Below are 26227 nucleotides of genomic sequence, written 5' to 3' on the forward strand. Positions count from 1 at the left end.
TCACTCCCCGTCCAGTGAGGGCCGCAGCAGGCCCGCGATCTTCTGGAGGTTCTCCTCCAGCACGATGGTGAAGTGGTCGGCGTCCATGACATGGACGGTCAGATCACGCTCCGGGACCAGCCCGGCGAGCCCGTTGCTGGTGTCCCCGTCGGTGCGGGGGATCGCCGGCATGCCGAACGGGTTGCCCTCCGCGGAGAAGCCGCGCCGCGCGTGGAAGACGGTGACGTCCACCGGGGCGCGCAGCGGAACCGCCTGGTAGCCGTCGAGGAGCTTGCCGTTGAGCTGGAGCACGTCCCACTTGCTGCGCATCAGCTTCAGCACATGGTCGTGGGCCAGCGTGGCGGGCGAGCCCGCGACGACGTGCTCGGCCATCGTGGCGAACTGCTCGTCCAGCGTGAGGCCGTGCAGCTTCTCGACGCCGATCTGCTCGTCCACCCGCCACAACTGGCAGGCCGAGTTGCCGATCAGCATCAGCGCCAGGTTCTCCCCCTCGCTCTCCTCGATCCCGCTGGCGTCCACACCGTCCCACGCGCCGGTGCCCGGCATCAGCGGGTCCACCAGGTACAGGTGCGACACCTCCTCCCCCGCCGCCAGCAGTTGCTGGGTCATCTCGTAGGCGACCACACCGCCGAAGGAGCAGCCGCCGATCCGGTACGGGCCGTGCGGCCGGCGCTCCCGGAGCGCGGCCAGATAGGCGGAGCTCATCTGCTGGATGTCGTCGAAGGAACGGAAGGCGAGTTCGTAGTCGACCTGTTCCAGGGCGAAGACCGGGTAGTCGGGGCCCAGGTGGCGGGAGAGGTAGACGCAGTAGCTGACGTCGCCGAAGAGGTGGTGGGTCCAGAAGGTGGCCGGGCGCCGGCCGCCGCCGTTGACGGTGACCAGGTGGGCCCCCTCGTCCTCGTCGGCCGTGTCGAACTCGACGGCTTCGACGGACTCGTCCGTGGCGTCCGGCTCCACCTCGCTGTCCGCACCCGGTCCTGACCCGATCACCACGTCCCGGTCGGCGTCCCGGAGCTGGGTGACGACGGCGGGATCGCTCAACAGGCCTGTACCGGCGGGGAGTTCGAGCACGCGCGGCGGTGGCACCAGCAGGCGCTGCCAGTCGGCAGGCCCGGCATCGGCGGTGGTGACGACCAGTGTGCGGGCCACGTCGGTGACGGGCGCCGGCGCGTACGCGGCGGCGGCCCGGGCCAGCGCGGCGTGCCACGTGCCCGCGGCCGCCAGCCAGGCGGTCAGCTTCTCCTTCGGCAGGGGCGGTTCGGCCAGCTCCGCCAGGAGACCGGCGGCCTCGGCCGCGGTGCCGGCCGACGTGAGCCGCTGTCCCAAGGACTCCTGGGCCCCCCAGGCCTCGCCGAGAACCAGTGCGGTGGCCCGCAGGTGATCGGACGGCGATCCCGTCTCGTCCCGGCCCGGGGCGGCGGGGTCGACCAGGGTCAGCCGCTCGATCTCGTGCCCCTGCCCAGCCAGGGCACGGGCTGTCTCGATCGCCACGAGCGCTCCCGCGGCGTGCCCGGCCAGCCGGAACGGCCCGACCGGCCGGGTCTTGAGGATCGCCGCCGCGCACTCGCCGCCGAGCTCGTCGATCGACAGGCCGGCGGCGGGCGTCCGGGTCGCGAACCCGGGCGCCTGGACACCGAGGACGGCTCCCCCGTCGGCGAGGCCGTCGAGCAGACAGGTCAGCCAGCTCAGCTCGCCGGTGCCGCCGTGGACGGCGAAGAGCGGGGTGGCGTCCGGGGCGACCGGGTCGGCGAGTGTGAAGACCTTGCAGGTGGCCGGGGGCTCGGGAGCGGGCGACGGCAGCGGCGGACGGGCACCGTCCGTGCGCCCGCCAGGTATCTCGCCCGCGGCCGCGGCATCGGGCGCCCGCCCCGCCGCGAGGCCCTCCTCGGCCAGGTGTGCGGCGAGCTTGCTGACGGTGGCGTACTCGAAGATGGCGGCCATCGGGACGTCGTCGCCGAAGTGCGCCTGGACGCGCTGCATGATGCGCAGCGCCGCGATGGAGTCGATGCCGTACGAGGCGAAGTCCCGATCGATGTCGAGGCTCTCGGCGGGCATGCCGACCCCCTCGGCGATGATGGCCCGCAGGTCCTGCACGGCGTCGGCGGGCGGTCCGGTCACAGGTGCCCGAGGCGTCGGCACAGGCTCCACGGCGGAGGGCTCCGAGGGCGGCGTCGGCACGGGCTTCAGGGGCGGCGGTTCTACTGCCGGCGACAGGACCGACGGTTCTGCGGCCGGCGACGGGGCCGGCGGTTCTGCGGCCAGCGGTTCTGCGGCCGGCGTCGGCACGGGCCTCGAGGCCGGCGGCTCGGGCGTCGGCAGCGGCGCTGTCCGGGCGGGAGCTGCCGTGCGTTCCGGCGCGGCAACCGCGGGCAGCGGGACCGTGCCCGCAATCTGCGTGGCCGTCTCGGGCAGCCAGTGGCTCTGCCGGGCGAAGGGATAGGCCGGCAGGTGGAGCCGGACGGGCCGACGGCCGCCGTCGTGCAGCGCGGGCCAGTCGAAACGGGCGCCGCGGACCCACAGCGCCCCGATCCGCCGCAGGCCCTCTTCCCTGCCCTCGGCCAGCAGGCGCGCCGGGTCCGGGTCGGCGAGGGCCAGGTCGTCGGCCGAGACACCGGCATGGCCGCGGAACAGGTGCTCGCCTGGTGTGCCGTCGGCCACGGCCTCCAGGGCCGCGGCCAGTTCGGGCAGGGAGGACACCACCAGCGCCAGTCGGCTGGGCAGCTCGGAGCGTCCCGTCTGAAGAGTCCAGGCCAGGTCGGCCAGCGCGGCGTCCCCGTCGGTGCCCCGCATCAGGACGCGCCGGGTGTGGTCCAGCAGCCGGGCCGCGTACGCGCCGAGCCGGTCCTCGTCCAGAGCGCTCAGCACGATCAGCTGCGCTCCGCTCGCGGCCGGAGCGGACCGCCGGTCTGAGTACTCCTCCAGCACCACATGCGCGTTGGCGCCCCCGAAACCGAAGGAGCTGACCCCGGCACGGCGCGGCAGCTCGTGGTCCCCGGTGGAGTGCCGGTCCCAGGGCATGGCCGCGTCCACCAGGTGGAAGGGGGTGCGTTCCAGTTCCAGCAGCGGGTTGGGACGTTCCAGGTGCAGCAGCGGCGGGAGGATGCGGTGCCGCATCGCCAGCACGGTCTTGATCAGACCCGCGATGCCGGCCGCGGTCTCCAGGTGACCGACGCTGGTCTTCACCGTACCCAGGGCACAACGACGGCCCGTGCCGTCCCAGCCGTGGTCGCGGAACGCCCGGGTGAGGCCCTGCACTTCGATGGGATCGCCGAGCGGCGTGCCCGTCCCGTGCGCCTCGACGTACCCGATGGTGTCGGCTCCGACACCGGCCCGCCTGAGCGCGGCGCCGATCACGGCCGCCTGTGCCGCCGGGTTGGGCGCGGTCAGGGAGGTGGCCCGACCGCCGTGGTTGACCGCGCTGCCCAGGATCACGGCGTGGACACTGTCGCCGTCGGCCTCCGCCCGGCTGAGCGGTTTGAGGAACAGCACTCCGACGCCCTCGCCGCGCGCGTAGCCGTCGGCCCGATGGTCGAAGGTCTTGCAGCGTCCGTCACCGGCGAGCATGCCCGAACTGCCGAACGCCTCGTAGCCGTTGGCGTTGAGGATCAGGTTGACGCCGCCGACCAGGGCCGCCGAGCAGTCGCCGTCCTGAATGGCCCGCACCGCCCGGTGGACGGCCACCAGGCTGCTGGAGCAGGCCGTGTCCACGGGCTCGCTGGGGCCGTGCAGGTCCAGCAGAAAGGACAGGCGGCCCGCGAGCATGCTGTGCTCGTTGCCGGTCGCCATCTGCCCGTCCACCGGCACACCGCGCGAGAGCAGCAGCTGGGAGTATTCCGAGGACGCGACACCGACGAAGACTCCGGTGTCGCTGCCGGCGAGGCGGTGCGGGTCGTGCCCCGCGTCCTCGACGGCGTGCCAGGCCGCCTGGAGGAACAGGCGGTGCTGGGGATCCATCAACCGTGCTTCGCGCGGCGAGATACGGAAGAACTCGGCGTCGAAGTGATCGATGTCGCTGAGGAATCCACCGGTCCCGCCCGGCGCACTCGCCTCCGGCCGCCCGGCCGGGACGGTGCCGACGAGATCCCGGCCCGCGACGAGGTTGGCCCAGAAGGACTCCAGGTCGGGGCTGCCGGGGAACGCGCCGGCCATGCCGACGATCGCCACGGGCTCCGGTCCGGTGCGCGGCACTTCCGCTACCGCGCCGGCGCCGGAGCGAAGCCGGGCTACGGGCTCGTCGATCAGGGTCCGCGGCGCGGCCTGCGTTGCCACCGGCGCGGCCTGCGTGGCTGCCACCGGCGCATCCTGCGTGGCCACCGGCGAGGACGACGGCGGCACGGCGAGCAGCTCGACCAGCCCCGCGAGATCCGGTGCCGCGTACAAGGCCGTGGGGCTGACCGGGACGCCGAGATCGGCCTCCAGCCGAGCGGCCAGCGTCATCACGCTCACCGAGTCGAAGCCGTAGTCGCTGAGCCGGTCGGCGAAATCGAGGTCCTGGGCCCTGACCCCGAGCACCTCGCCGATCGCGGCCACGACAGCGGCTCGCACCCGCTCGGCGGACGCCGCGGCAGGGCGCGCCACGGACGCGGGGTCGAAGGCCGGGGCGGGGCCGGGCGGTACGACGGCGTGGGCGGGCCGGGTGTCGGGCGTGAGCTGGGGCACCGCGGTGTGCGAGGCCCGGGTGTCGGGCGCGGGATGCGGTACGGCGGCGGTGGCGATGATGTCCGAAGTCGGGTGCGGTGCCGGTATGTCGGGCATCCAGTGACGCTCCTCGGCGAAGGGATAGTGGGGCAGCGAGACGACCGCGCGTTCCTGGTCGCGGTCCTGCTCGGTCCAGTCGACGTCCTCGCCTGAGACCCAGGCGGCGGCGAGCGCCGCGACATCGTCGGTTCGGTGGAAGGGACGCGCGGTGCGACCCGCGCGGCCGGTGAGCACGCCGTGTTCCGTGCCGTGGCCGTCGAGATGGGCGGTCAGTGCCGCCACGGCCGCGGCGGTGTCGTCGGCGACGAACGCGAGTCGGTGGGGCAAGGCGGCGCGGCCCAGTTGGAGGGTGCGGGCCACGCCCGGCAGCGGCAGCGCGGGGCCGGCGGCGACCAGCCGGTCGCGCAGCCGTCGTACGGCGACGCGGAGCTGTTCCTCCCGGTTCGCCGAGACCACGATCACCTGGGGGCGTCCGGGGTCACCGACCGCGCGCGGGGGAACGGGGGGCGCCTCCTCGACGATGACGTGCGCGTTGGCGCCGCCGGCACCGAAGGCGCTGATCGCGGCCCGTCGCGGACCATCGGCCGGCCGGACCCACTCGGTCTCCTCCCGGACCAGGCGCAGCCCCGCCCCCTCGACCCCGTCACGCACCGGATCGCAGTCCAGGGTCGGCGCCAGGCGCCCGTGCCGCAGCTGGAGCAGCACCTTGGTCAACTGGGCCATGCCGGACGCGGCTTCGAGGTGGCCGATGGCGGGCTTGACGGAGCCCACCAGCAGGCAGCGCCCTGCGCCGCCGTACACATCGGTGAGGGCGGCCGCCTCGAGCGGGTCGGACAGCGGGGATCCGGACGCGGCCGCCTCCACGTACTGGATGTCGTGCGGCCCCAGTCCGGCCCGGTCGAGCACGGTGCGCAGCAGGCGCGACTGAGCGGCGCCGTCGGGGGACGCGTAGGCGCCCTCGGGCCCGTTGGCGTTGGCGCCGGAGGCGAGCAGCACGGCGTGTACCCGGTCCCCGTCGCGCAGGGCGGCGCGCAGGGGCTTGAGGATCACCGCGCCGACGCCCTCGCCCGTGGTGAATCCGTCGGCCTCGGCGCTGAAGGCGCGACTGCGGCCGTCGGAGGACAGCATGGTCGCCGCGGACAGGGCCAGGTGGTGGGACGCGTGCAGGATCAGGCTGACCCCGCCCACCACGGCCGCCTCGCAGTCGCCGTCCCGCAGGGCCTGGCACGCCAGGTGCAGTGCGGTCAGCGATGACGAGCAGGCGGTGTCCACGGCCAGGCTGGGCCCGCCGAATCCGAACACGTGCGAGACCCGGTTCGCCACCGACCAGGCGCCGGAGGGCGGTGCCTCCCGGTGCCCTCGGCCCCAGCGTTCGAGGGCGAGCTGCTGGTACGGGGCTCCGGACACGCCGACGAACACCCCGACGCCCGTGGGTTCGGCCTGGGCGGCCAGCCGCGCCGCGGTGCTGCCGGCGTCCTCCAGGGCCTCCCAGACGCAGCGCAGGAACAGCCGCTCCTGCGGATCCGTCCGTTCCGCCTCGCGCGGCGACATCCGGAACACCAGCGGGTCGAACAGATCCACGCCGTGCAGGAAACCGCCCCAGCGGTGCGGGGTACGGCCGGGCGCGTCCTGGTGCTCGGCAGTGGCCCAGCGCTCCGTGGGCACCTCGTCCAGGCTGCGCCGGCCGCTGCGGAGGTTCTCCCAGAAGGCCTCCACGTCGTCGGCGCCGGGATAGCGGCCCGCGACACCGACGACGGCCACGGGCTCAGGACGGTGCACGGCATCGGACGGATCGGGCCTCGCGGCGGTACGCCGCGCGGTGGCGTGGCGCCGGTCGTCGGTGGCCGGTGGCCGGCCCCCGGCAGCCGGGGAGGCCGTGGCCTGTCCTGTCGCGACGGGCTCCTGAACGGGGACGGGCTGCGTGGAGGTCCCGGAAGCCTCACCCGTGAACTTTCCCGACGCGACGAGCGTCTCGGCGACGGAACCGATCGTCCCCCCGATGAACGGCAACGGGCCGGTGACCGCGCCGAGTTCCCGCTCGACCCGGTCGGCGATCTCCATGGTGATCAGCGAGTCGGCGCCGTAGACCTCCAGCGGTGCGTCGGGGTCCAGGTCCGTGGCCCGCATGCGCAGGCTCTCGGCGAAGGCCTCGGTCAGCCAGACGACCGCCCTGCGGTGCACGTCGTCCGTCCCGGCCCGCGCCGGACGGGCCGGAGATGCTGCTTCTTGTGTGTCGTTCGGCGCGGCCGCCTGAACCGGAGTCGCCCTCCCCCGGCCGACCGTCGCCCACGCGTCCCGCTCGGCGATCACGATGTGCTGACCCGACTCCGCGACGGGCACCCCGGGCACGCCGTACGCCTCAACGTCACGGAACCCGGTCGCGGCCAGCACGGCCCGCCAGGCACCGGGGCTGAGCAACGGCGAGTGCGGCAGCCGCAGTTCACCGTCCCGATACGCCCACCAGCCGTCGGTCAGCCCGAAGACGACGTTGACGGAGTCGAGCACCCGGGTGGCCTCGTTCAGCACCAGCACACCGCCCGGCCGCAGCAGTCGGCGGGCGTGGGCGAGGGTGCGGCGCAGGTCGGGGGTGGCGTGCAGGACGTTCGCGGCGAGCACCACGTCCCAGCCGCCCTCGGCGAAGCCCTGCGGCTCCGGCTCGGCTGCGATGTCCAGCACCCGGAAGCGGACGAACGGGTGATCGGCGCCCAGGCGTTGTTCCGCGCGGCGCACCAGACCGGTGGCGAGGTCCGTGTAGTCGTAGCCGATCCGGTCGGCGTACGGCGCGAGGGCGTTGAGGACCGGTCGGCTGGTGCCGCCGGTCCCGGCCCCGATCTCCAGCACCGACACCCGGGCGGCGGGGTCGGCGTCCAGCACGCGGGCCACGGCCGCCCGTACCGCGCCCGCGCAGGCGGCGTTGAAGTACGCCGACCTCGGGTCGTCGTGGTACAGCGGCGCCACACGGTGGTCGGAGCCACCGGGGAACAGCACCTCCAGTCCACTGCGGCGGCCGGCGAGCACATCGGGCAGCGCGGCCGCGCAGTCGCCGATCAGCTCCAGAGCGCCCGCACTGTGCGGGTACGCGGCTGCCAGCTCGGCGCGCAGCGCACTGGCGTCCTCACCGGTGTCCGTGACGAGATTCTCGGCGGTGACGTGCCCACCGTGCCGCAGTGCGGTCAACGCGGCGTCGAGCAGGCGACGTTGGCCGGGGACGATGCCCAGCCGTTCGGCGAGCCGGTCCGGTTCCGTCCGCTCCCCCGCCCGCAGTCCGGCGGGGCCCCGCAGCGCGTCCATGATCTGCCGGCGGGCGAGTCGCTCGACCCGGTCGAAATAGTCGCCGCCCGGCAGCGGCTGCGCGTCCGCGCCGGTCAGGGTGTCCGCCGCGCCATGGCCCGCCGCGCGGGCCAGGTCGGAACCGGAGACCGGGGCGAGGCGCCGCACTTCCCCGGTGGGCGGCGTGCTGAGCCGGATCGGCGCGACCTGGGTGACCGGGGCGGCCATGACCCGGCGGAACGCTGCCAGGCCCTGCTCGTCGGTGAGCGGTTCGACTCCTGAGCGGCTGATCCGCGTCCGGTAGGCGTCGGTGGCGACCGAACCGCTCTCGCCCCAGAACCCCCAGTTGAACAGGCGGACCCGACGGCCCAGCCGGGTGGCCAGGTAGCGGCCGAAGGCGTCCTGGAAGGTGGATCCGGCCGCGTAGTTGGCCTGGCCGGCGTTGGCGGTGTGGGAGATGGCGGAGGAGAACAGGGCGACGAAGTCCAGCTCCCGGTCGGCGAGGACCCGCTCCAGTACGGCCGTTCCGCGCACCTTGGGGTCGAGGACGGCCCGGAAGGTGTGTTCGTCCATCCGCTCCAGGGTGCGGTCGGCGAGGACGAACGCCGAGTGGATGACACCGTCGAGGCCGCCGAAACGGCTGTCCGCCGTCCTGACGACCCGGCGCATGGCGTCGGCGTCGGCCACATCGGCCGATGCGTAGTGCACCTCGCCGCCGGCCCGGCGCAGCCCGTCGAGGTATCCCTCGGGCAGCGCGTCGGCGGGCCGGCGCCCGACGAGCACCAGGCGCGCGCCGTACCGCTCGGCGAGGTGACGGGCGATCACCGAGCCGAGCCCGCCCGCTCCGCCGAGCACGAGATACCGGCCGCCCTCGCGCAGCGGCAGGGCCTGTTCGTCGACGGCGGGCAGCTCCACCGGGCTCAGCTCGCACTCCAGCAGTACCCCGCCTCGCAGGGCACGCTCGGCGACGGGTCCCTCGGTGGCGGCCGACGTGACCGCGTCCAGGAGGGTGGCCCCGGCCTCGCCGCCCAAGTCGTCCTGATGTGAGGCGAGTTCGTCCGGATCGAGGTCGAGAAGTCCGGTCCTGAGGAACGGCAGTTCCCGGGCCAGGGACCTGGTCAGGCCGATGAGCGAGGCGGCGAAGGGGTTGCGCGCGGGGCGGGCCGGGTCGATCTGCTGGACCCCGCTGGTGACCACGGTCAGCCGGGCTCCGCGCGAGCGGGCCGTGGCGAGGGCGCGCGCCAGGTGGAACAGGGCGATCGCGCCGTGCTGCTGACTGCGTTCCAGGTGGGTCAGGTCCTCGTGGCTGTAGCGGGCGGCGTCGACACCGCCGAGGAAGTACACATCGGGCTCGGGTCCCGCCTCGTCGAGCAGACGCCGCAGATCGGTGGCGGCGTCGAGCCGGCTCAGGTCGGCGCTCAGCGCGCCCGGGAACCGCTCGGCGAGCCGTGCGCCCAGCCGGAAGTCGTCGGGGGTGGAGAGGACCAGGGCTCGGCCCCGCGTCCCCTCCCCGCGGGGTGGTGTCTCGATCGCGGTCCAGCGCGGGCTGAGATAGCTGACGGGGGCCTCGCCGGGGCGGGCGGCGACGGTGAAGTCGTCCAGGACCAGGACCGGTCGGCCGCTGTCGTCGGCGACGACCACCTGGCAGCGGGCGCTGGTGTCGTCCGCGCGCAGCAGCCGGGCGTGGGCATGCCGGGCGGTCGTGGGGTCGCCGAGCAGCCGAACGACCCCGGCCGTCGCCGGGACCGGGGCGCGGGCGGCGAGAGCCTCCGGCAGGATGCCCTGGACGGCGTGCAGGGCGCTGTCGATCAGCCCGGCGGGGACGGTGCCCGGGGCGCCGGCGGCATCGCCCGGCTCCAGTTCGACCAGCGCCTCACCGTCGCCGCGCAGCAGGGTGCGCACTCGGCGGTACGCGGGCCCGTACGCCAGGCCCGCCGCGGCTGCCCGCGCGTACAGCTGGTCGCCGGGAACGCTGCCGCGGCAGCGGGCCCGAAGGGCGTCCAACGGCAGCGTTCCGGCCGGTTCCTGGTCCCCGGTGACCACCGTGCCCGTGCTGTGCACGGTCCGCGTGCCGCCGTCGCCGGTGGTGATCTCGTACGCCGTTCCGTGCGGGCCCTCGGTCAGCACCACCCGTACGTCCGTGCCGCCCTCGGCGACCTCCAGCGGCACCCGCCACCGCACGTCCCTCAGGGCCGCGGGTGCGTGCGCCCCGGCGGCGGCGCGGGCGAGCTCCAGTTGGAGGACGCCCGCGACGATCCGGCGCCCGTCGACGAGATGGTCGGCGACGAGCGGGTCGGCGGGATCCAGGAAGACCGTGACCGTGTCGGGCGCCGCTGCCCCGGTGGGCGCTGCCATCGGCTCGGCCCGGGCGGCGGGGGCGGTGGTACGGATCCAGTGGCGTCCACCCGCGAACGGGTAGGTCGGCAGGGCGACACGCCGCACACCCGGCCGGTCGGCCTGCTCCCAGGGGATGTCGGCGCCGGCCGTGTAGGCGCGGGCGAGGCTGTCGGCCGAGCCGCTGCGGGCCAACTGCCGTAACCGGTCGGGGTTCTCCTCGCCCGGCGCGGCCGGCTGGGCGCGCCCGGTGAGCAGGCCGGGCACCTCGCGCCCCGCGAGGTGATCGCGCAGTGCGGGGGCGATCTCGCCGACGCTGTGCGCGACCAGGGCGAGCCGGTGAGCCAGGTGCTCGCGGCCCTGTTGCAGGGTGACGGCGACCGAGGCGAGCCGCAGGGCGTCGGCGCCGGGCCTGCTCAACCGGTCGGCCAGCCGCTCGGCCGCGGTCCGCAGCTGCTCCTCGGTGTCGGCGGACAGGACGATCAGTTCGGGCCCACCCGGCGGGGCTGGTTCGGAGACCGGGGCGGGCACGTACTCCTCCACCACCGCGTGGCCGTTGGCGCCGCCCGCACCGAACGAGCTGAGCGCGGCCAGCCGCGGCCGGCCCTCGGCCGACGGCCAGGGGCGGGCGGCGCGGGGCAGCACGAACGGGGTGCGGGCGAGGTCCAGGGCCGGATTCACGTCGTCGCAGTGCAGTGTGGGCGCGAGGGTGCCGTGCTCCATCTGGAGCAGGATCTTGGTGAGTCCGGCGACACCCGCCGCCGACTCCGTGTGCCCGATGTTGGACTTCACCGAGCCGAGGGCGCAGAAGCCGGTGGCGTCGGTGTACTCGCCGAAGGCCCGGCGCAGTCCCTCCACCTCGATCGGGTCGCCGAGGGGGGTGCCGGTGCCGTGGGCCTCGACGTAGCCGATGTCGCGGGCGTCGACGCCGGCGGCGCGCAGGGCGTCGGCGACCACCCAGCCCTGTGCCTTCGGGCTGGGCACGGTGTAGCCGTTGGTGCGGCCGCCGTGGTTGACGGCGGTGCCGCGGATCACGGCGCGGATCGGATCGCCGTCCGCGATCGCGGCCGACAGCGGCTTGAGGACGACGGCTCCCACGCCCTCGCCAGGCACGAACCCGTCGCCGCCCGCGCCGAAGGCCCGGCAGCGGCCGCCGGGTGCGAGCATCCGCAGTTCGGACAGGACCACCCACTTGCTGGGGTGGACGTTGACGCAGACGCCGCCGGCGACGGCGATCCGGCTCTCCCCCGACCGAAGGCTCTCGCAGGCCAGGTGGAGCGCGGTGAGCGAGGCGGAGCAGGCGGTGTCCACGACCATGCTCGGCCCGTGCGCGTCCAGCCAGTACGACAGCCGGTTGGCCGCCGAGAAGTCCATCGCGGGGGCGATCACGCGGTTGCCTCGGCCCCACTCCTCCGCGCCCAGCAGCCCGTACGAGGAGCCGGTGACGCCGACGAACACACCGACGGCGTGTCGGCCTCGGGTGTCGCGGGTGCGTGCCTGGAGCAGCCGCCGGGAGTAGCCGGCGTCCTGAAGGGCGCTCGCCGCGACCTCCAGGAAGAGCCGTTCCTTGGGGTCGCTGCGCTCGGCCTCACGCGGGGAGATGCTGAAGTACGCGGCGTCGAAGCGGGCCACGTCGTTCAGGAAGCCGCCGTGGTCGCCGTACGCCAGGCCCGGTCGACGGCCGCCCGGCGCGTGGTACGTCGAGTGGTCCCAGCGGTCCTCGGGGATCGGGCCGACGCAGTCGCGGCCCTCGGACAGCGAACGCCAGAACTCCTCCAGGTCCTCGCCGCCGGGATAGCGTCCCGCCAGGCCGATGACCGCGATGGCGTCCGACGACGGCGCGGGCTCCGGCGCCGGGACGCGCGCCGGAGCCGGAGCCTGCTCCGCCGGCACCGACGTGGTGAAGCGACGGGCCAACTCGGCCCGGTGGGTGCGGATCAGCTGGGCGGCGAGTTCGGCCACGTTGCGGTACTCGAAGAAGAGGGTGACGGGCTGCGGGCCCAGTTCGTCCTCGAGGACGGTGGTGAGCTTGCGGATCAGGATGGAATCCACGCCGATGGTGGCGAACTCCTGGTCGCGGCGCAGCCGTCCGGCGGGCAGTCGGACCGTGTCCGACACCAGCCGCAGCAGCCACCGCTCGACGTCGGGGGTCAAGTCGGCGGTGCTGTGGGTCTGTTCGGCATCCGGGGCGGGTTCGACGGTCCGGTCCGCCATGCGTCCGGCGATGAACTCCGCCGCCTGCCGAGGGTCGCCGTAGACGACGAGCCACTCGGGGCCCTCGCCCCGCAGGGCGGCCTCCAGCGCGGTCAGGCCCTCGGTCGCAGGCATGGCGACCATGCCCTGGAGTTCCCGCAGGACCCGCTTGTCGCTCGCCTCCAGATCCATGCCGCCGCCGCTCCACAGCGGCCAGCACAGGGACACGGTGCGTCCGCTGCGGCCGCCCCGGGCCACCAGTGCCTCGCGGGCCGTCGCGAACCCGCCCAGACCCCGGTTGGCGGCGGCGTAGTCGCTCTGCCCGGCCATGCACAGGTAGGCGGCGGTGGAGGAGAACAGCGCGAAGAAGTCCAGGGACAGGTCGGCGGTGGCCAGGTCGAGGTTGCGGGCGCCGGCGAGTTTGGGGCCGGTCACGGCGAGCACGTCACGGGGGTCCTTGTTGACCACGTACGTGTCGTTGTTGACGCCCGCGGAGTGCAGCACGCCGTGCAACGCGCCGAACTCCCGCACGGCCAGCCGGACGGCTGCCTCGACGTCGGCGGGTGTGCGGACGTCGCCGCTGATGTAGCGGGCCTCTCCGCCGAGTTCGGCGATGCGCGCGCAGGCGGCGCGCTGCCGCTCGCCGGCCTCGGAGCGGCCCATCAGGACGAAGCGGGCGCCGTGGCGGGAGGCGAGCAGTTCGGCCAGGCGCAGCGCGATACCGCCCGCGCCGCCGGTGATCAGATAGGTGCCGCCGCGCCGGAAGACCGGCCGGTCGATGGACGGGGCCTCGACCGGCTCGACATCGCGCACGCCACGTCCGGTCCGGTCGCGGCGCACCTGGGCTGATCCCGGCCGGGCCAGGGAGAGTTCGTCGAGTGCGAGACGGACGGCGTCCTCGGCCCCGGCCCATCCCGCGGGCAGGTCCGGGGCCTCGATGGCGACGGCGCGCACGCGCCGGTCCTCGAATCCGGCGATCTGGCAGAACCCGCCCAGAGCCGCGGCCACCGTCTCGCGGCCGGGCCCGGCGACCACACAGGCCAGGTCCAGCGGGCCACCCTGCCGGTCGGCGATCAGGGCCTTCACGGCCGCGAAGACCGGGTCCAGCGCGTGCTCCGCGTCCTCGGCGGCCACGTCGACCAGGACCACGGCCTGGCGTACGGGATCGCCCGCGGCGCGGCGCCCCGCCCACAGGGCCGCCCACGCCGCGGTGTCGGCCTGGTCGGCTACGCCTACGGCGTCCTCGGGCAGCCCTTCTGCCGGGCCGAGGGCGACACGGAGCGCTCCGGCCGGGGCGGCGGCGAGGGACCGTGCGTCGCTCGCAACCACCGCCAGCCCTCGGGCCGCCCCGGACGGCGGGGCCGGGGTCGCGGATCGGGGCGACCACCGGGAGCGGAACAGGGCCAGGCGGTGTCCGTCGGGCTTGAGCAGTTCGACGGCCTCGGCGGGTGTGAGGTCGCCCGCGTCGACCCGGGCGAGGATGCTGCGGCGGAGGGAACCTTCCTGCGGGGATGCGGAGTCGGCGCTCATGCGTGGGATCCGTTCTCGCTCGTGGCCATCAGCTGGTCGACCTCGTCGACCGTCAACTCGCCGCGCTGCAAGGCCTCCAGGACGTCCTGAAGCCGTGTGTCGGGCGCCGTGGGCACCGTGGGCACCTGCTCCACGGCACCGCCGGGCGCGGGGTCAGCCCAGTGACGTTCGGGGGCGAAGGGGTAGCCGGGCAGGGAGACCCGGCGGGGGGACGTACCCGGCGCGCGCAACGCGGACCAGGTGATGTCGGCGCCGGCCGTCCAGGCCCTGCCCCACTCCAGCGGGTCCGCCGGTGCGGGCCCCGCCGGCGGTGTGGCGCCCGGTGCAGCCGTCCCGGTGACGTAGCGGCCGGACCGGCCGCCGACGTAGGCGTCGAGCTGCTCGCGCAGCCCGTCCTGATCCGCGGCGACCAGTGCCAGCCGTGCGGTCATCGCGTCACGGCCCTCCTGGAGGGTGAACGCCAGGTCGTCCAGGGGGACTTGGTGACCGGCCAGGTACTCGCTCAGACGCCCGGCCGCCGCCCGCAGCCGGTCCTCGTCGCGTGCGGAGAGCACGAAGAGCCGGGGTCCGTACGGTGCGCTCGCGGCGGGCTCACGCGGGGGCGGTTCCTCCAGCAGGACGTGGGCGTTGCCGCCGCCGAAGCCCATCGAGCTGATGCCCGCCCGGCGCGGCACGTCCCGGCCGGAGGCGTCCTTGAGCCGGTCCCAGGGCCGGGTGGCGCCCACGATGTGGAAGGGGCTGCCCTCCAACTCCAGCAGGGGGTTGGGCCGTCGGTAGTGGATGCTGGCGGGCAGGGTCCCGTGCCGCATCGCCAGGACGACCTTCACCAGGCCCGCGATGCCGGCCGCCGCCTCGAGGTGGCCCATGTTGGACTTGATGGTGCCCAGACCGCACCAGGGTTCGCTCACCTCGCCGTGCTCACCGGTGAGTTCGGCGAAGGCCAGCCGCAGCCCTCGCACCTCGATCGGGTCGCCGACGACCGTGCCGGTACCGTGCGCCTCGACGTAGCTGACCGTGCGGGGGTCGACGCCGGCACCGCGCAGCACGGAGGAGACCAGGCCTGCCTGGGCGGCCGGGTTGGGCACGGTGAGGGACTGCACATGGCCGCCGTGGCCGGTGCCGCTGCCCCGGACGACCGCGTGGATGGTGTCACCGTCCGCGAGGGCCCGGCTCAGCGGCTTGAGCAGCACGGCGGCCACGCCCTCGCCGCGGACGAATCCGTCGGCGGACTCGTCGAAGGTGCGGCAGCGTCCGGTGGGCGACAGCATGCCGGTCTGGCCGAGCGCGACGTACAGCGGCTCGGTGAGCAGCAGGTGCACGCCGCCCGCGATGGCCTGGTCGCAGTCGCCGCCGCGGATCGCCTGGACGGCGGCGTGGAAGGCGAACAGGGAGCTGGAGCAGGCGGTGTCGACGGACTGGCTCGGCCCGTGCAGATCCATGAGGTACGACACGCGGTTGGCGATGATGCAGTGGGCGAGGCCGCTGCTGGAGTGCGCCTCGCGGTCGCGGCCGAGGGCGGTGAGGTGACCGTCGTAGTCGTGCGAGGTGGCGCCGACGAACACGCCGGTGCGGGTGCCGCGCAGTGACGAGGGGCTGTGCCCGGCGTCCTCCACCGCCGCCCAGGCCGCCTGAAGGAACAGCCGCTGCTGGGGGTCCATCAGGTCGGCCTCCAGCGGGGAGATGCCGAAGAAGGCGGCGTCGAACTCGGCCACGCCGTCGATGAAGGCGCCCCATTTGCTGTTGGTGCGGCCGGGGGTGCGCACCGGGTCGCCGAAGATGCGCCGCCAGTCGAACCGCTCGGCGGGGATCTCGGTGACCAGGTCGGCGCCGTCGCGCAGATTGCGCCACAGGGTGTCCAGGTCGGGTGAGCCGGGGAAACGGGCGGACAGGCCGACGATGACCACCGGGTCGTCGGTGACGTCCGGTTCATCGGTGACGACCGGTTCATCGGTGACGACCGGATCGTCGGTGACGACCGGATCGTCGGTGACCGCCGAGTTGTGGGTGATCGCCGGCTCATGCTCCCGCTGCGGCGGTGCGGGGGGCTCGGACGCGATGACCGTGATGCGGGCGCAGGCGTCGGGAGCGTGCTCGCGCAGATAGCGGGCCACAGCGTCGAGCGTGGTGCATTCGTAGAGCAGCACCTTAGGCAGCGGGCCGAAGTCGTGCTCCAGCCTGCGCACCAGCTGGATCGCCCCGAGCGAGTCCAGTCCGTAGCGGTCGAAGGTCGCGGCGGGGTCCATGTCGGCGAGGGGCACGCGCAGGAACTCCGCGAAGACGCCCGCGAGATGGTCGGCCAAGCCGTCCGCGGCGCCGGCGCCTCGCGCGGGCCCGGACACCGCCGCCTCCGCGGCGGTCGTCGTCCCGGAGGCCGCTGCCTGGGCGGGTACCTGCCCGGTGGCCGCCGCCAGCAGCACGGACTGGTCGAGCTCGTCCTCCGGCAGACCCGCGGCGCCGAGCGCACGCACGCCTTCGAATCCCGCCGTCCCCAGTGCCGTGCGCCAGCGCGGGACGTCCAGGAGCGGGGCGCCGGGCAGCCGTTCGGCGGGCTCCTCGAACGCCCACCAGCCCGGGATCATCCCGAACATCAGGGCCAGGTAGTCGAGATTGCAGGTGACCTCGTTGAGCACCAGCACTCCCCCGTCGGCCAGGAGGCCGCGCAGCCGGCCGAGGCTGCGGGAGACACGCCGGGTGGCGTGCACGACGTTCGCGGCGAGGACCAGGTCCGCGCAGCCGGGCGCGAAGCCCTGTGCCGCCGGATCGGACTCCAGGTCCAGCACGTCGAAGCGCAACGGCACCCCGCGGCCGCCGAACTCCTGCTCGGCGGCGCGGAAGAAGGACGCCGAGACATCGGTGTAACGGTAGTCGACGCGCGCGACGTCCTGGCCGAGGGTGGCGAGGAGCTGAAGCACCCGATCGGTGGTGCCTCCGGTGCCCGCGCCCGCCTCGACGATCCGCACCGGCCGGCCGGGTTCGGCGGCGAGCCGTGCGGCGACGAAACCGTGCACGGCACGGGCGACGAGTTCGTTGTAGTGGTCGGCGATGGCGTTGCCCCGGTAGATGTCCGCGAGGACGTCCGGGTGGTCGCCGGAGAAGTACAGCTCCAGCGGGTCCACCCGGCCGGCCAGCACGTCGGGAAGGGCGGGCAGGCACTCGGCCACCAGGCGTACGTGGGCGGAGAGTTCGGGGTGCCGGGCGAGCAGGGCGTCCAGTTCCCCCGCCGCGAACGGGCTCGGATCGGCCGCGCGGCTGCGGCGCAGCACCCCCTCGATCACCCGGGTCAGCCGCTCGTACGAGGGGTCCGCGGCCAGCGTCTCCAGCGCCCCCGGCGCCAACGGGTCACGGCCCAGCCGGGCCCGCAGGTCGGCGTCGAGCATCCGGCCGGCGGTGACACCGAGCCCCCGCAGGGCCTCGGCGACCTTCCGGCCGTCGTAGGAGGCGTCGCGCAGCCAGGCGTCGGCGGCCTGTTCCGCCGCGGCGGCAGCGGAGACCGCACCGCGGGAGGTGCCGGGCGTGGTGCCCTGTGTCCGCGGTGGCAGGGACCCTGACGCGGCGTCGGGCGTGCTGCTCGCGGCGGGCAGGCTGGTGGGGGCGCGTCCGGAGCCCGGCGCGGGTGCGCGGCCGGGCGTGTCCGGCGGCATGGTCAGTGCATGGCGCTCGCGGGCGAACGGGTACGTGGGCAGGGACACCCGTCGAGCCGTCGCCTCCGGCAGCGCCGGCCAGGTGTCGGTGGTGCCGTCCGTCCAGCGGCGGGCAGCCCCCGCGGCGGTGTCCTCGGGGTCGCCGCCGACGAGCCGCACCCGGTCGCCCGTCAGCCCCGTGGCGAGCAGTTCGTCCAGGCCGCGAAGGAGCGAGCGCCGGTCGGCGGCGACGACGGCGGCCCGGGCGGGGAGCGGGAAGCGGCCGTGCTGGAGCGTCGCGGCGATCGAGGCGAGCGGTACGTCCGAGTCGGCGACGAAGCTCCGTTGACGGGCTATCACCTCCCTCAGCCGGTCGTCGTCCGCGGCGGAGTACGCGAACACCATCGGTCCGTCGGCCGGCACGCGGACCTCCGGGGCGTGCGGGGCCTGCTCCAGGACGACGTGGGCGTACGCCCCGCCGAAGCCGAAGGAGCTGACTCCGGCCCGGCGCGGCGTTCCGGCGGCCGTTTCCCACCGCTCGGTGGCCCGGTTGACGCGCAACGGCCCGCCGTCGAGCGCGCAGTAGGGGTTGGGGTGCGCGTAACCGGGCAGGGCGGGCAGGACGCCGTGCCGGACGGTCAGTACCGCCTTGACGAGCCCGGTCAGGCCGGCGGCCGCCTCGGTGTGGCCGAGGTGGGCCTTGGCGGTGCCCAGGACGCAGAAGCCGGTCCGGGAGGTGTGTTCGGCGAAGGCGGCGGTGAGGCCGTCGACCTCCACGGGGTCGCCGAGCTTGGTCCCGGTGCCGTGGGCCTCGAGGTATCCGATCGTGTCGGGGCTGATGCCCGCGTCGGCCCAGGCGGCGCGCAACAGGTCCGTCTGCCGGGCCGGGTTGGGGGCGGTGACGGAACCCGCACGACCGCCGTGGTTGACGGCGCTGCCCCGGATCACCGCGTGCACCGGATCGCCGTCGCGCAGGGCGTCCGCGAGCGGCTTGAGCAGGACGGCCGCGACCGCCTCGGCGGGCGCGTAGCCGTCGGCGCGTTCGTCGAAGGCGTGGCAGGCGCCGCTCGGCGACAGGGCGCCGATCGCGGACAGCTGAGTGTAGTGCCGGGGCGTGAGGATGAGGTTGGTTCCGGCGGCGAGGGCCATCCGGCACTCGCCGCGCCGCAGCGCGTTCACCGCGAGGTGGACGGCGTACAGCGAGCCGGAGCAGGCGGTGTCGACGGTGAGGCTCGGGCCGCTGAGGTCGAAGAAGTGCGAGGGCCGGTTGGCGGACATGGAGACCGCCGTGCCGATCGGCGCGTACGGGCCCTCGGCGTGCCCGGCGCGGATCATCTCCTCCTCGTGGTCGCGGAAGGAGCGGCCGACGAACACCCCGGTGTCGGAGCCACGCAGCCGGCCGGCGACCGCGGCGTCCTCGGCGGTCTCCCACAGCACCTCCAGCAGCAGCCGGGTCTGCGGGTCCATGGCCTGCGCCTCGTCGCGGGACACGCCGAACAGCGCCGCGTCGAAGCTGTCGGCGTCGGCGAGGAATCCGCCGCGCGGGCAGTCGGTACGGCCGTCCCCGCCCTGCGGGTCGTAGACGGCCCGGTGGTCCCAGCGGTCCGCCGGGACGTCGGTGACGAGATCGTCGCCGTTCAGCAGGCGCTGCCAGAGCGTGGCGGTGTCGCGGGCGCCGGGGAAGCGTCCGGCCATGCCGATGACGGCGATGGCCCCGTCGGCGGGACGGTCGGCGGGCCGTGCCGGGACCGTCTGTCCCGCGGTGGCCGACTCCGCCCGCGCGACGCCGACCGGTCCCGGTGCCTGTCGCGCCGGAGCGGTCCGGGCGAGGCGGGCGGTCTGCTCGGGGAACTCCGCGATCAGGTGGGCGGCGAGCTGTGGCACGTCGGGGTGGCGGAAGAAGACGGTCGGTACGAGCGCACAGCCGAGGTCGCTCTCGATGCGGTCGTTGAGGGCCATCAGATCGGCGGAGGTGAGCCCGAGGTCGAGGAATCCGGCCCGGTCCGGCGGGACCGGGGTGCCCAGTCTTTCGCGGACCAGTTCGTCGAGGTGGTCGGTGACGGCGTCGAGGACGGGATCGCCCGAGGTCATGGGGTTCGCCTCCGCGGCAGTGGCGGTGTCCGGACCGGTGCGGGCCGCGGGCGGCTCGCCGTACGCGCGAGGGCCGCTGGCCGGCGGCAGGTCGCTGCCGGGGCTGCCCGCGCCGGCGGTGATCCACCGGCGCCTGCGGTCGAAACGGGTGAGGGCGAGCGGATTGCGGCGCGGGGTGTGCCCCTCGGGGGCCTGTTCCAGCACCACGTGGCAGTTGGTGCCGCCGAACCCGAAGGAGGAGACCGCCGCGCGACGCGGGCTTCCGGTCGTCTCCGGCCAGGGGCGGCCGGCGGTGACGGGGTAGAAGGGAGTGCGTTCGAAGCCGAGCCGGGGGTGGGGGTCGGCGCAGTGCAGGGTGGCGGGCAGATAGCCGTGCTGGACGGCCAGCACCGTCTTCACCAGGGAGGCGATGCCGCCGGCGTGCAGCAGCGCGCCCACATTGGATTTCACCGAGCCGACGGCGCAGTGCTGGGATTCGCTGCCGAGGCCGCGGTAGACCTCGGCGGCCGCGTGGATCTCGATCGGGTCGCCGAACCGGCTGGCCGAGCCGTTGACCTCCAGGTAGCCGATCGAGGGCGAGTCGACGCGGGCCGCCCGCAGCGCGGTGCGCAGCAGTTCGGTCTGCGCCTCGTGGCTGGGCGCGGTCAGGCCGAGGGTGCGGCCATCGTTGTTCGCGGCGGAGGCGAGCAGGGTGGCGAGCACCTGGTCGCCGTCGCGCAGGGCCTGCTCCTCGGTCTTCAGGAGCACCATGCCGAGCCCCTCGCCCGGCACGGTGCCGGTGGCCTCGCGGTCGAACACCCGGCTGTGGCCGTCCCTCGAGAGCACCCCCGCACGGCCGAGGCCGAGATAGACGAAGGGATCGAGGAGCAGTTCACAGCCGCCGGCGACCGCGTAGTCGCACTCGCCGGCGAGCAGGCTCTGCACGGCCTGGTGGACGGCGACCAGCGAGGACGAGCAGGCCGTGTCCACGGCCAGGGACGGGCCACGGAAGTCGAACACGTGGCTGATCTGGGTCGCCACCATGTTGGGCAGGGCGCTGACCAGCAGTTGCGGGGTGGTGGGCGGGCCGCCGATGCAGTTGCGGCGGACGTAGTCGTTGGCACCCACGCCGAGGAAGACGCCGACACGTTCCCCGGCGAGTTCCTTGCGGGCGTAGCCGGCCCGGTCGAGCAGTTCCTGCGCCAGTTCCAGGGAGAGCCGCTGCTGGGGGTCCATCCAGGCGGCGTCCTGTTCGCTGATGCCGAAGAACTCCGCGTCGAACCGGTCGATCCCCTCGATGAACCCGCCCCACCGGGCGGCCTCGACGACGTCCGGGTCGGCCCGGTCGAACCAGTCCGGCGACCAGCGGTCGGCAGGTGTACGGGAGACGGAGTGGATGCCACGGACGAGGTTCTGCCAGAACTCCTCGACGGAGGCGGCACCCGGCACGCGCACCGCCGCGGCCACGACGGCGATCCGCCCGGACGCCGACGGCCGCTCGCCGACGGGCCCCGGTCCTGCGGCCGCCGTCGTGGAGGGTGCCGCAGCCGCCTGCGGAGCCCCGCCGGAGATGTCCGGCAGTGTGACCGGTTCGCGGACGGCCGGGAGTTCACCGGCCAGGTGATCGGCCAGCGCGCGCAGGGTGCGGCGCCGGGCCACCACGGACGGCACGACGGCGGTGCCGTAGCGCTGTTCGACGACGTCCAGGACACGCATGGCGGCGATCGAGTCCACGCCGTAGTCGCTGAGGTCCTCCTCCGGGTCGAGGTCCTCGACCGGCACCTTCAGCACGTCGGCGAAGATGCCCGCCAGCTCCTGGCAGAGGGCGTCGGCGTCCACCCCGGCGCGCTCGGCGGCCGGGGTGTCGTGGTGCAGGGTGAGGCGGTGCTCCAGGCGCTCCACATCCCCACGGAACACGGCGAGTTGGGCGGCGGGGTGCCCGAGGGCGAACTCCAGCGCGGCCAGACCGTCGTCGGTGCTCAGCGGTTCGAGGCCGTTCACCTCCAGCACCGGCTGCTCCACGGCGGGGTTGATCCGCATGCCGCCGTCCGCCCACAGGGGCCAGTTGACCGACAGGGTGCGGCCGTGGCGTTCTCCGCGGGCCCGTAGGTCCTGGCGGTGGTGGGCGAAGGCGTCCAGGTAGCGGTTGCCGGTGGTGTAGTCGGTGGTGCCGATGGTGCCGAGCACCGAGGTGGTGGAGGAGAACAGCAGGAAGTAGTCGAGGCGGGCGTCCCGGGTCGCCTCGTCCAGCAGACGGGTGCCGGCGATCTTGGGCGCGATGACCCGGCGGATGCCCGCGATGTCCTTGCGGAGCAGCAGCCCGTCCTCGACCACTCCGGCGGCGTGCAGGACACCGGTGAGCGGGCCGAGGTCGGCGACGACGGCCGACACGGTGTCCGCCACCGCGGCGTGGTCGGTCACGTCACAGGGGTAGTAGCGGGCCTGTGCACCCAGCGCGGCGAGTTCGGCGACGGCCGCGGACTGCTGCGCGCCATGTCCGGACCGGCCCAGCAGGGCGATCCGTACGCGTGCCCGCTCGGCCAGTCGGCGGGCCACCAACCGGCCCAGGCCGCCGGCGCCCCCGGTGATCAGATAGGTGCCGCCGTCGCGGGCGAGGGGGACGTCCGATGCGGCGGCGGTCGTCACCCGGCGGAAGCCGAGCACCTCGCGTCCCGCCCGACGGACCCGTACCTCGATGTCCTGCCAGGCCACGGCCTCGTCGAGCACCGCCCGGCACTGCTCCACGACACCGAAGGACGCGTCCAGGCACACCGTCTTCAGCGCCAGCTTGGGCTGTTCACGCCGGACGCCGCGGGCCAGGCCGCCCACGGCCGCGTGCTCGGGGTCCTCGCCGTCCGAGGCGTAGGCGTAGACCATGGGCACAGTGGCGGTGCACGAGGTCAGCCAGGCACGCGCCAGGGCGAAGGCGCTCTCGCGCGCCGCCGACGGACCGAGTGACGCGGTCAGGGGCCACAGGTCCAGGACCGCCGCCGGATCGGCGCCCTCGGCGCGCAGCGTCTGGGCGAGGGCCCGGTGGTCCTGCTCGGAGGTCGGATCGACGGTGAACTCGTCGGCGCCCGTCCGGGCGAACTCCGTCCCCGAGCGCACCGCCACCACCCGGGCCGCCGCCCTGCGCCGCAGGTCGGCGACCCGCCCGGCGTCGTCGTCCAGCACCAGCAGCACGCCGTTGGGCAGCGTGCCGCCCTCGAGGTCCTGCCGCGCCCACACCGGTTCGTAGACGAGCAGGCCGTCCGGTACGGCGGTGGGGGCAGGGGCGGGGGCGGCCGAGGCCGCGGACACGGCTTCCGTGCCGGAGACCTCGGCGGGAACCGTCGGCTCCGTACCGACCGGGTGGCCGACACCGTCCGCTGACGGGCCCGGCGCGTCCGTCACCCCGCCGGCCTCGCCGGAGGCCGGGCGCGGGGCAGCCGTGTCGGTCATCGGGATCCAGCACCGCTTGCGCTCGAAGGGATACGTCGGCAGCGGCACCCGGCGTCCGCTGTGCGTCGCCCAGTCGGTGTCCGCGCCGCGGACCCACGCTGCGGCCGTCCGCGCCGGGTCGGTGCCGTCCGCGCGGCCGCCGCCGTCGCGCCCGGGGCGGCCCGTGAACACCCGGGCGGGGTCGGCGTGTCCGGCGGCGTACGCGGTGAGCAGGTCCACCAGCTCGGCGTTGTCGTGGGCCACCACGGCGAGCCGGTGCTCCAGGGCGCGGCGGCCGGTGCGCAGCGTGTGGGCGACATCGGCGAAGGGCAGGTCCGGCTCCTCGCTCAGGAACCGGCGCAGCCGGTCGGCCTGTACCCGCAGGGCTTCGGGCGTACGGGCGGACAGCGGGACGACCTGCGCTCCGGCGGGCCTCTCGGACGGTACGCCGCCCTCGGGCCGGTACTCCTCCAGCACCATGTGGACATTGGCCCCGCCGAAGCCGAAGGCGCTGATCCCGGCGCGGCGCGGCGCGGTCCGTCCGGTGCGCGGGTCGAGGACCCGGGGCCAGTCCCGGCGTTCCCGCGCCACGTAGAAGGGGCTGTCGTCGAAGGGGATCTCCTGGTTGAGCCGCTCGGTGTGCAGCGTGGGCACGATGGTGCCGTGCCGCATCGACAGCAGCACCTTGGTGAGGGCGGCGATGCCCGCGGCGGCTTCCAGGTGGCCGACGTTGGACTTCAGCGAGCCGACCGCGCAGAAGCCGCGCCGGTCGGTGGAGCGGCGGTAGGCCTTGGTGAGGGAGGCGATCTCGATCTGGTCGCCGAGGGTGGTGCCGGCGCCGTGCGCCTCGATGCTGGTGATGGTCTCGACGTCGACGTCGGCGCGGCGCAGCGCCTCCAGCACCACGCGGCCCTGCGCGTCCGGACTGGGCACGGCGAAGCCGCTGGTGCGGCCGGAGTGCTGGACGGCCGAGCCGCGGATGACGCCGTAGATGTGGTCGCCGGCCGCCTCGGCCTCGGACAGCGGGCGCAGCAGCACGGCGCCGACTCCCTCGCCGGGCACATAGCCGTCGGCGCCCTCGCCGAACACCCGGCAACGGCCGTCGGTGGAGAGCAGGTTGTTCTCCGCCAGCCGAAGGTATTTGAAGGGGTGCAGGGAGAGGTTGACCCCGCCGGCCAGCGCCGCCCGGCACTCGCCGCGCCGGATCGCCTCGCAGGCCAGGTGGATGGTGGTCAGCGAGGACGAGCAGGCGGTGTCCAGGGAGACACTGGGGCCGCGGAAGTCGAAGGCGTAGGAGACCCGGCTGGTGATCAGCGAGAAGGTGGAGGCGACGATCTGCGGGTTGTCGCGGGCGAGTTGTTCCAGGGCGTGCAGCTGGTAGTCGTTCCACATGACGCCCGCGAAGACGCCGACCGCGCCGCCGGTCTGCCCGACCAGTTGCTCGGGGGTGTATCCGGCGTCCTCGACGGTCTGCCAGGCGGTCTCCAGGAAGAGCCGTTCGTGCGGGTCCATCAACTCGGCCTGGCGCGGGGAGATGTTGAAGAAGAGCGGGTCGAAGTCCTCGACGCCGTCGAGGAATCCGCCCCACTTGCCGTGGGTCTTGCCGCTGACGTGCCGGCCGGGCGCGAACCAGGGCGTGTGGTCCCAGCGCGCGGGCGGCACCTCGCTCACGCAGTCGCGGCCGTCCCGCAGCACCTGCCAGAACTCGCGGATGTCGGCGGCGCCCGGGTAGCGGCCGGCGAGGCCCACCACGGCGATCGGCTCGTCGTGGGCGTGCGGCGCCGGTTCGGGGCGGTGTGCCGCCCGGGTCTCGGTCCGCGGGGCGGGGGGCTGCTCGGCGACCGGTTCCTGTGGGGCGGGGGTGCCGCCGGGCAGTGTGTGTCCCTGGCCCCGCAGATGGGCGGCCAGGCTGTTCACGGTGGGGTACTCGAACAGCAGGGTCGGGTACAGCTCGGTGTCGAGCAGCTTCTCCAGCGATACGGCGATCGTGAGCAGGTTCACCGAGTCCAGACCGAGGTCGTAGAAGCCCCGGTCCTGGTCCATCGGCGCGTCGCCGCTGCCGAGCGCCTCGGCCACGAGGTCGCTGATGGCCGTCTCCAGAGTGCGCTGTCCTTCCGCGGCCGGCGGGTCGGCCGGTTTCGGCGGGCGCGGCGCGGTCGGGATCTGCGCGGGGGCCGCGGCGCCCTCGGCGAGCCGGGTGATGAGGTCGGCGCTGCGTACCCGCTTGGCGCGGAACCCGGTGATGCGGGCGACGACGCTGCCGTCCGGGTGACAGATGTGCAGGTCCGCGGTGACGGTCTCGGCGTCCAGCTCGCGCTGCTCCACCCGCGGCACGAACACCTGTGCCGCGGCGCCGAGCGGGGCGTAGGCGCGGAAGGACTCGATGTAGATCGGGATGAAGGGGCGCGCGGCCTGTTCCCGCTGGCCGGGCTCGAACTGGAGGAAGGGCACCAGGGTGGAGAAGTCCAGGGTGACCGGGTGGATGTGGAAGTGGTCCAGGTACTCCTGGGCGTCCGGGCCGAGCTGGACATCGCCGAGGGAGTACCCGTCGCCGCGGTAGACGGTGCCGTCCACCTTCATGAAGTCCCGGTGGTGGATGTCCACTTGGCGGGCGAAGGCGTACAGCGTGTCGGCGTCGCAGATCTGGTCGGCCGCGGCCTTGAGCCGGTCGGTGTCGACGTGCCCGGCCGCCTCGGGGGCGGAAAGCCGGATCTCCGCCTGGAAGTTGGTCTCCCAGGCCTCGTCGAGCACGACTCCCGCGCTGACCGGCCTGCTGCGCACGGTCACCGGCAGCACGCCCTGCGGGGACGGGGAGTCCACGGCGATCTGGAGCTGCCGGTCCCGGTCGCCGGCGGCCACCACGGGTGCGATGAACAGGCAGCGGCGCAGTTCGGCCGCGGCCGGGTCCACGCCCGCGTGTCGCAGGAGCCGCAGGACCAGGTCGAGGAAGAAGACGCCCGGCAGGACGGGCGTGCCGTGCACGAGGTGGCCGCGCACGATCTCGTCCTGGGCGGTGACGCTGGTGACCAGGTGTCGGCCGGCCAGTCGGTGCTGATCGGCTTCGAAGCGAGGATCAACCACGGTCGACATAG

2 protein-coding genes are annotated in these 26227 nt (G+C 74.5%); both read right to left on the reverse strand.

Features of this window, described 5'->3' with window-relative positions; genetic code table 11:
- Positions 1-14025, reverse strand: a complete 14025-nt coding sequence (locus tag ACFUO4_RS40045; protein WP_383494611.1) for an SDR family NAD(P)-dependent oxidoreductase — start codon at positions 14023-14025, stop codon at positions 1-3.
- Complete coding sequence (locus ACFUO4_RS40050) at positions 14022-26225, reverse strand: SDR family NAD(P)-dependent oxidoreductase (protein ID WP_383494614.1); 12204 nt, start codon at positions 26223-26225, stop codon at positions 14022-14024. The genes ACFUO4_RS40045 and ACFUO4_RS40050 overlap by 4 nt, the downstream gene beginning before the upstream one ends.
- Positions 26226-26227 lie beyond the last annotated feature (2 nt).

Origin of the sequence: Streptomyces sp. NPDC057280 (assembly GCF_042668605.1) — a bacterium.
Lineage (GTDB): Bacteria > Actinomycetota > Actinomycetes > Streptomycetales > Streptomycetaceae > Streptomyces.

Excerpts from the sequence above, each read along its gene's own strand:
- ACFUO4_RS40050 (WP_383494614.1), bottom strand. The coding sequence starts at position 26,225 with ATGTCGACCGTGGTTGATCCTCGCTTCGAAGCCGATCAGCACCGACTG.
- ACFUO4_RS40045 (WP_383494611.1), bottom strand. The coding sequence starts at position 14,025 with ATGAGCGCCGACTCCGCATCCCCGCAGGAAGGTTCCCTCCGCCGCAGC.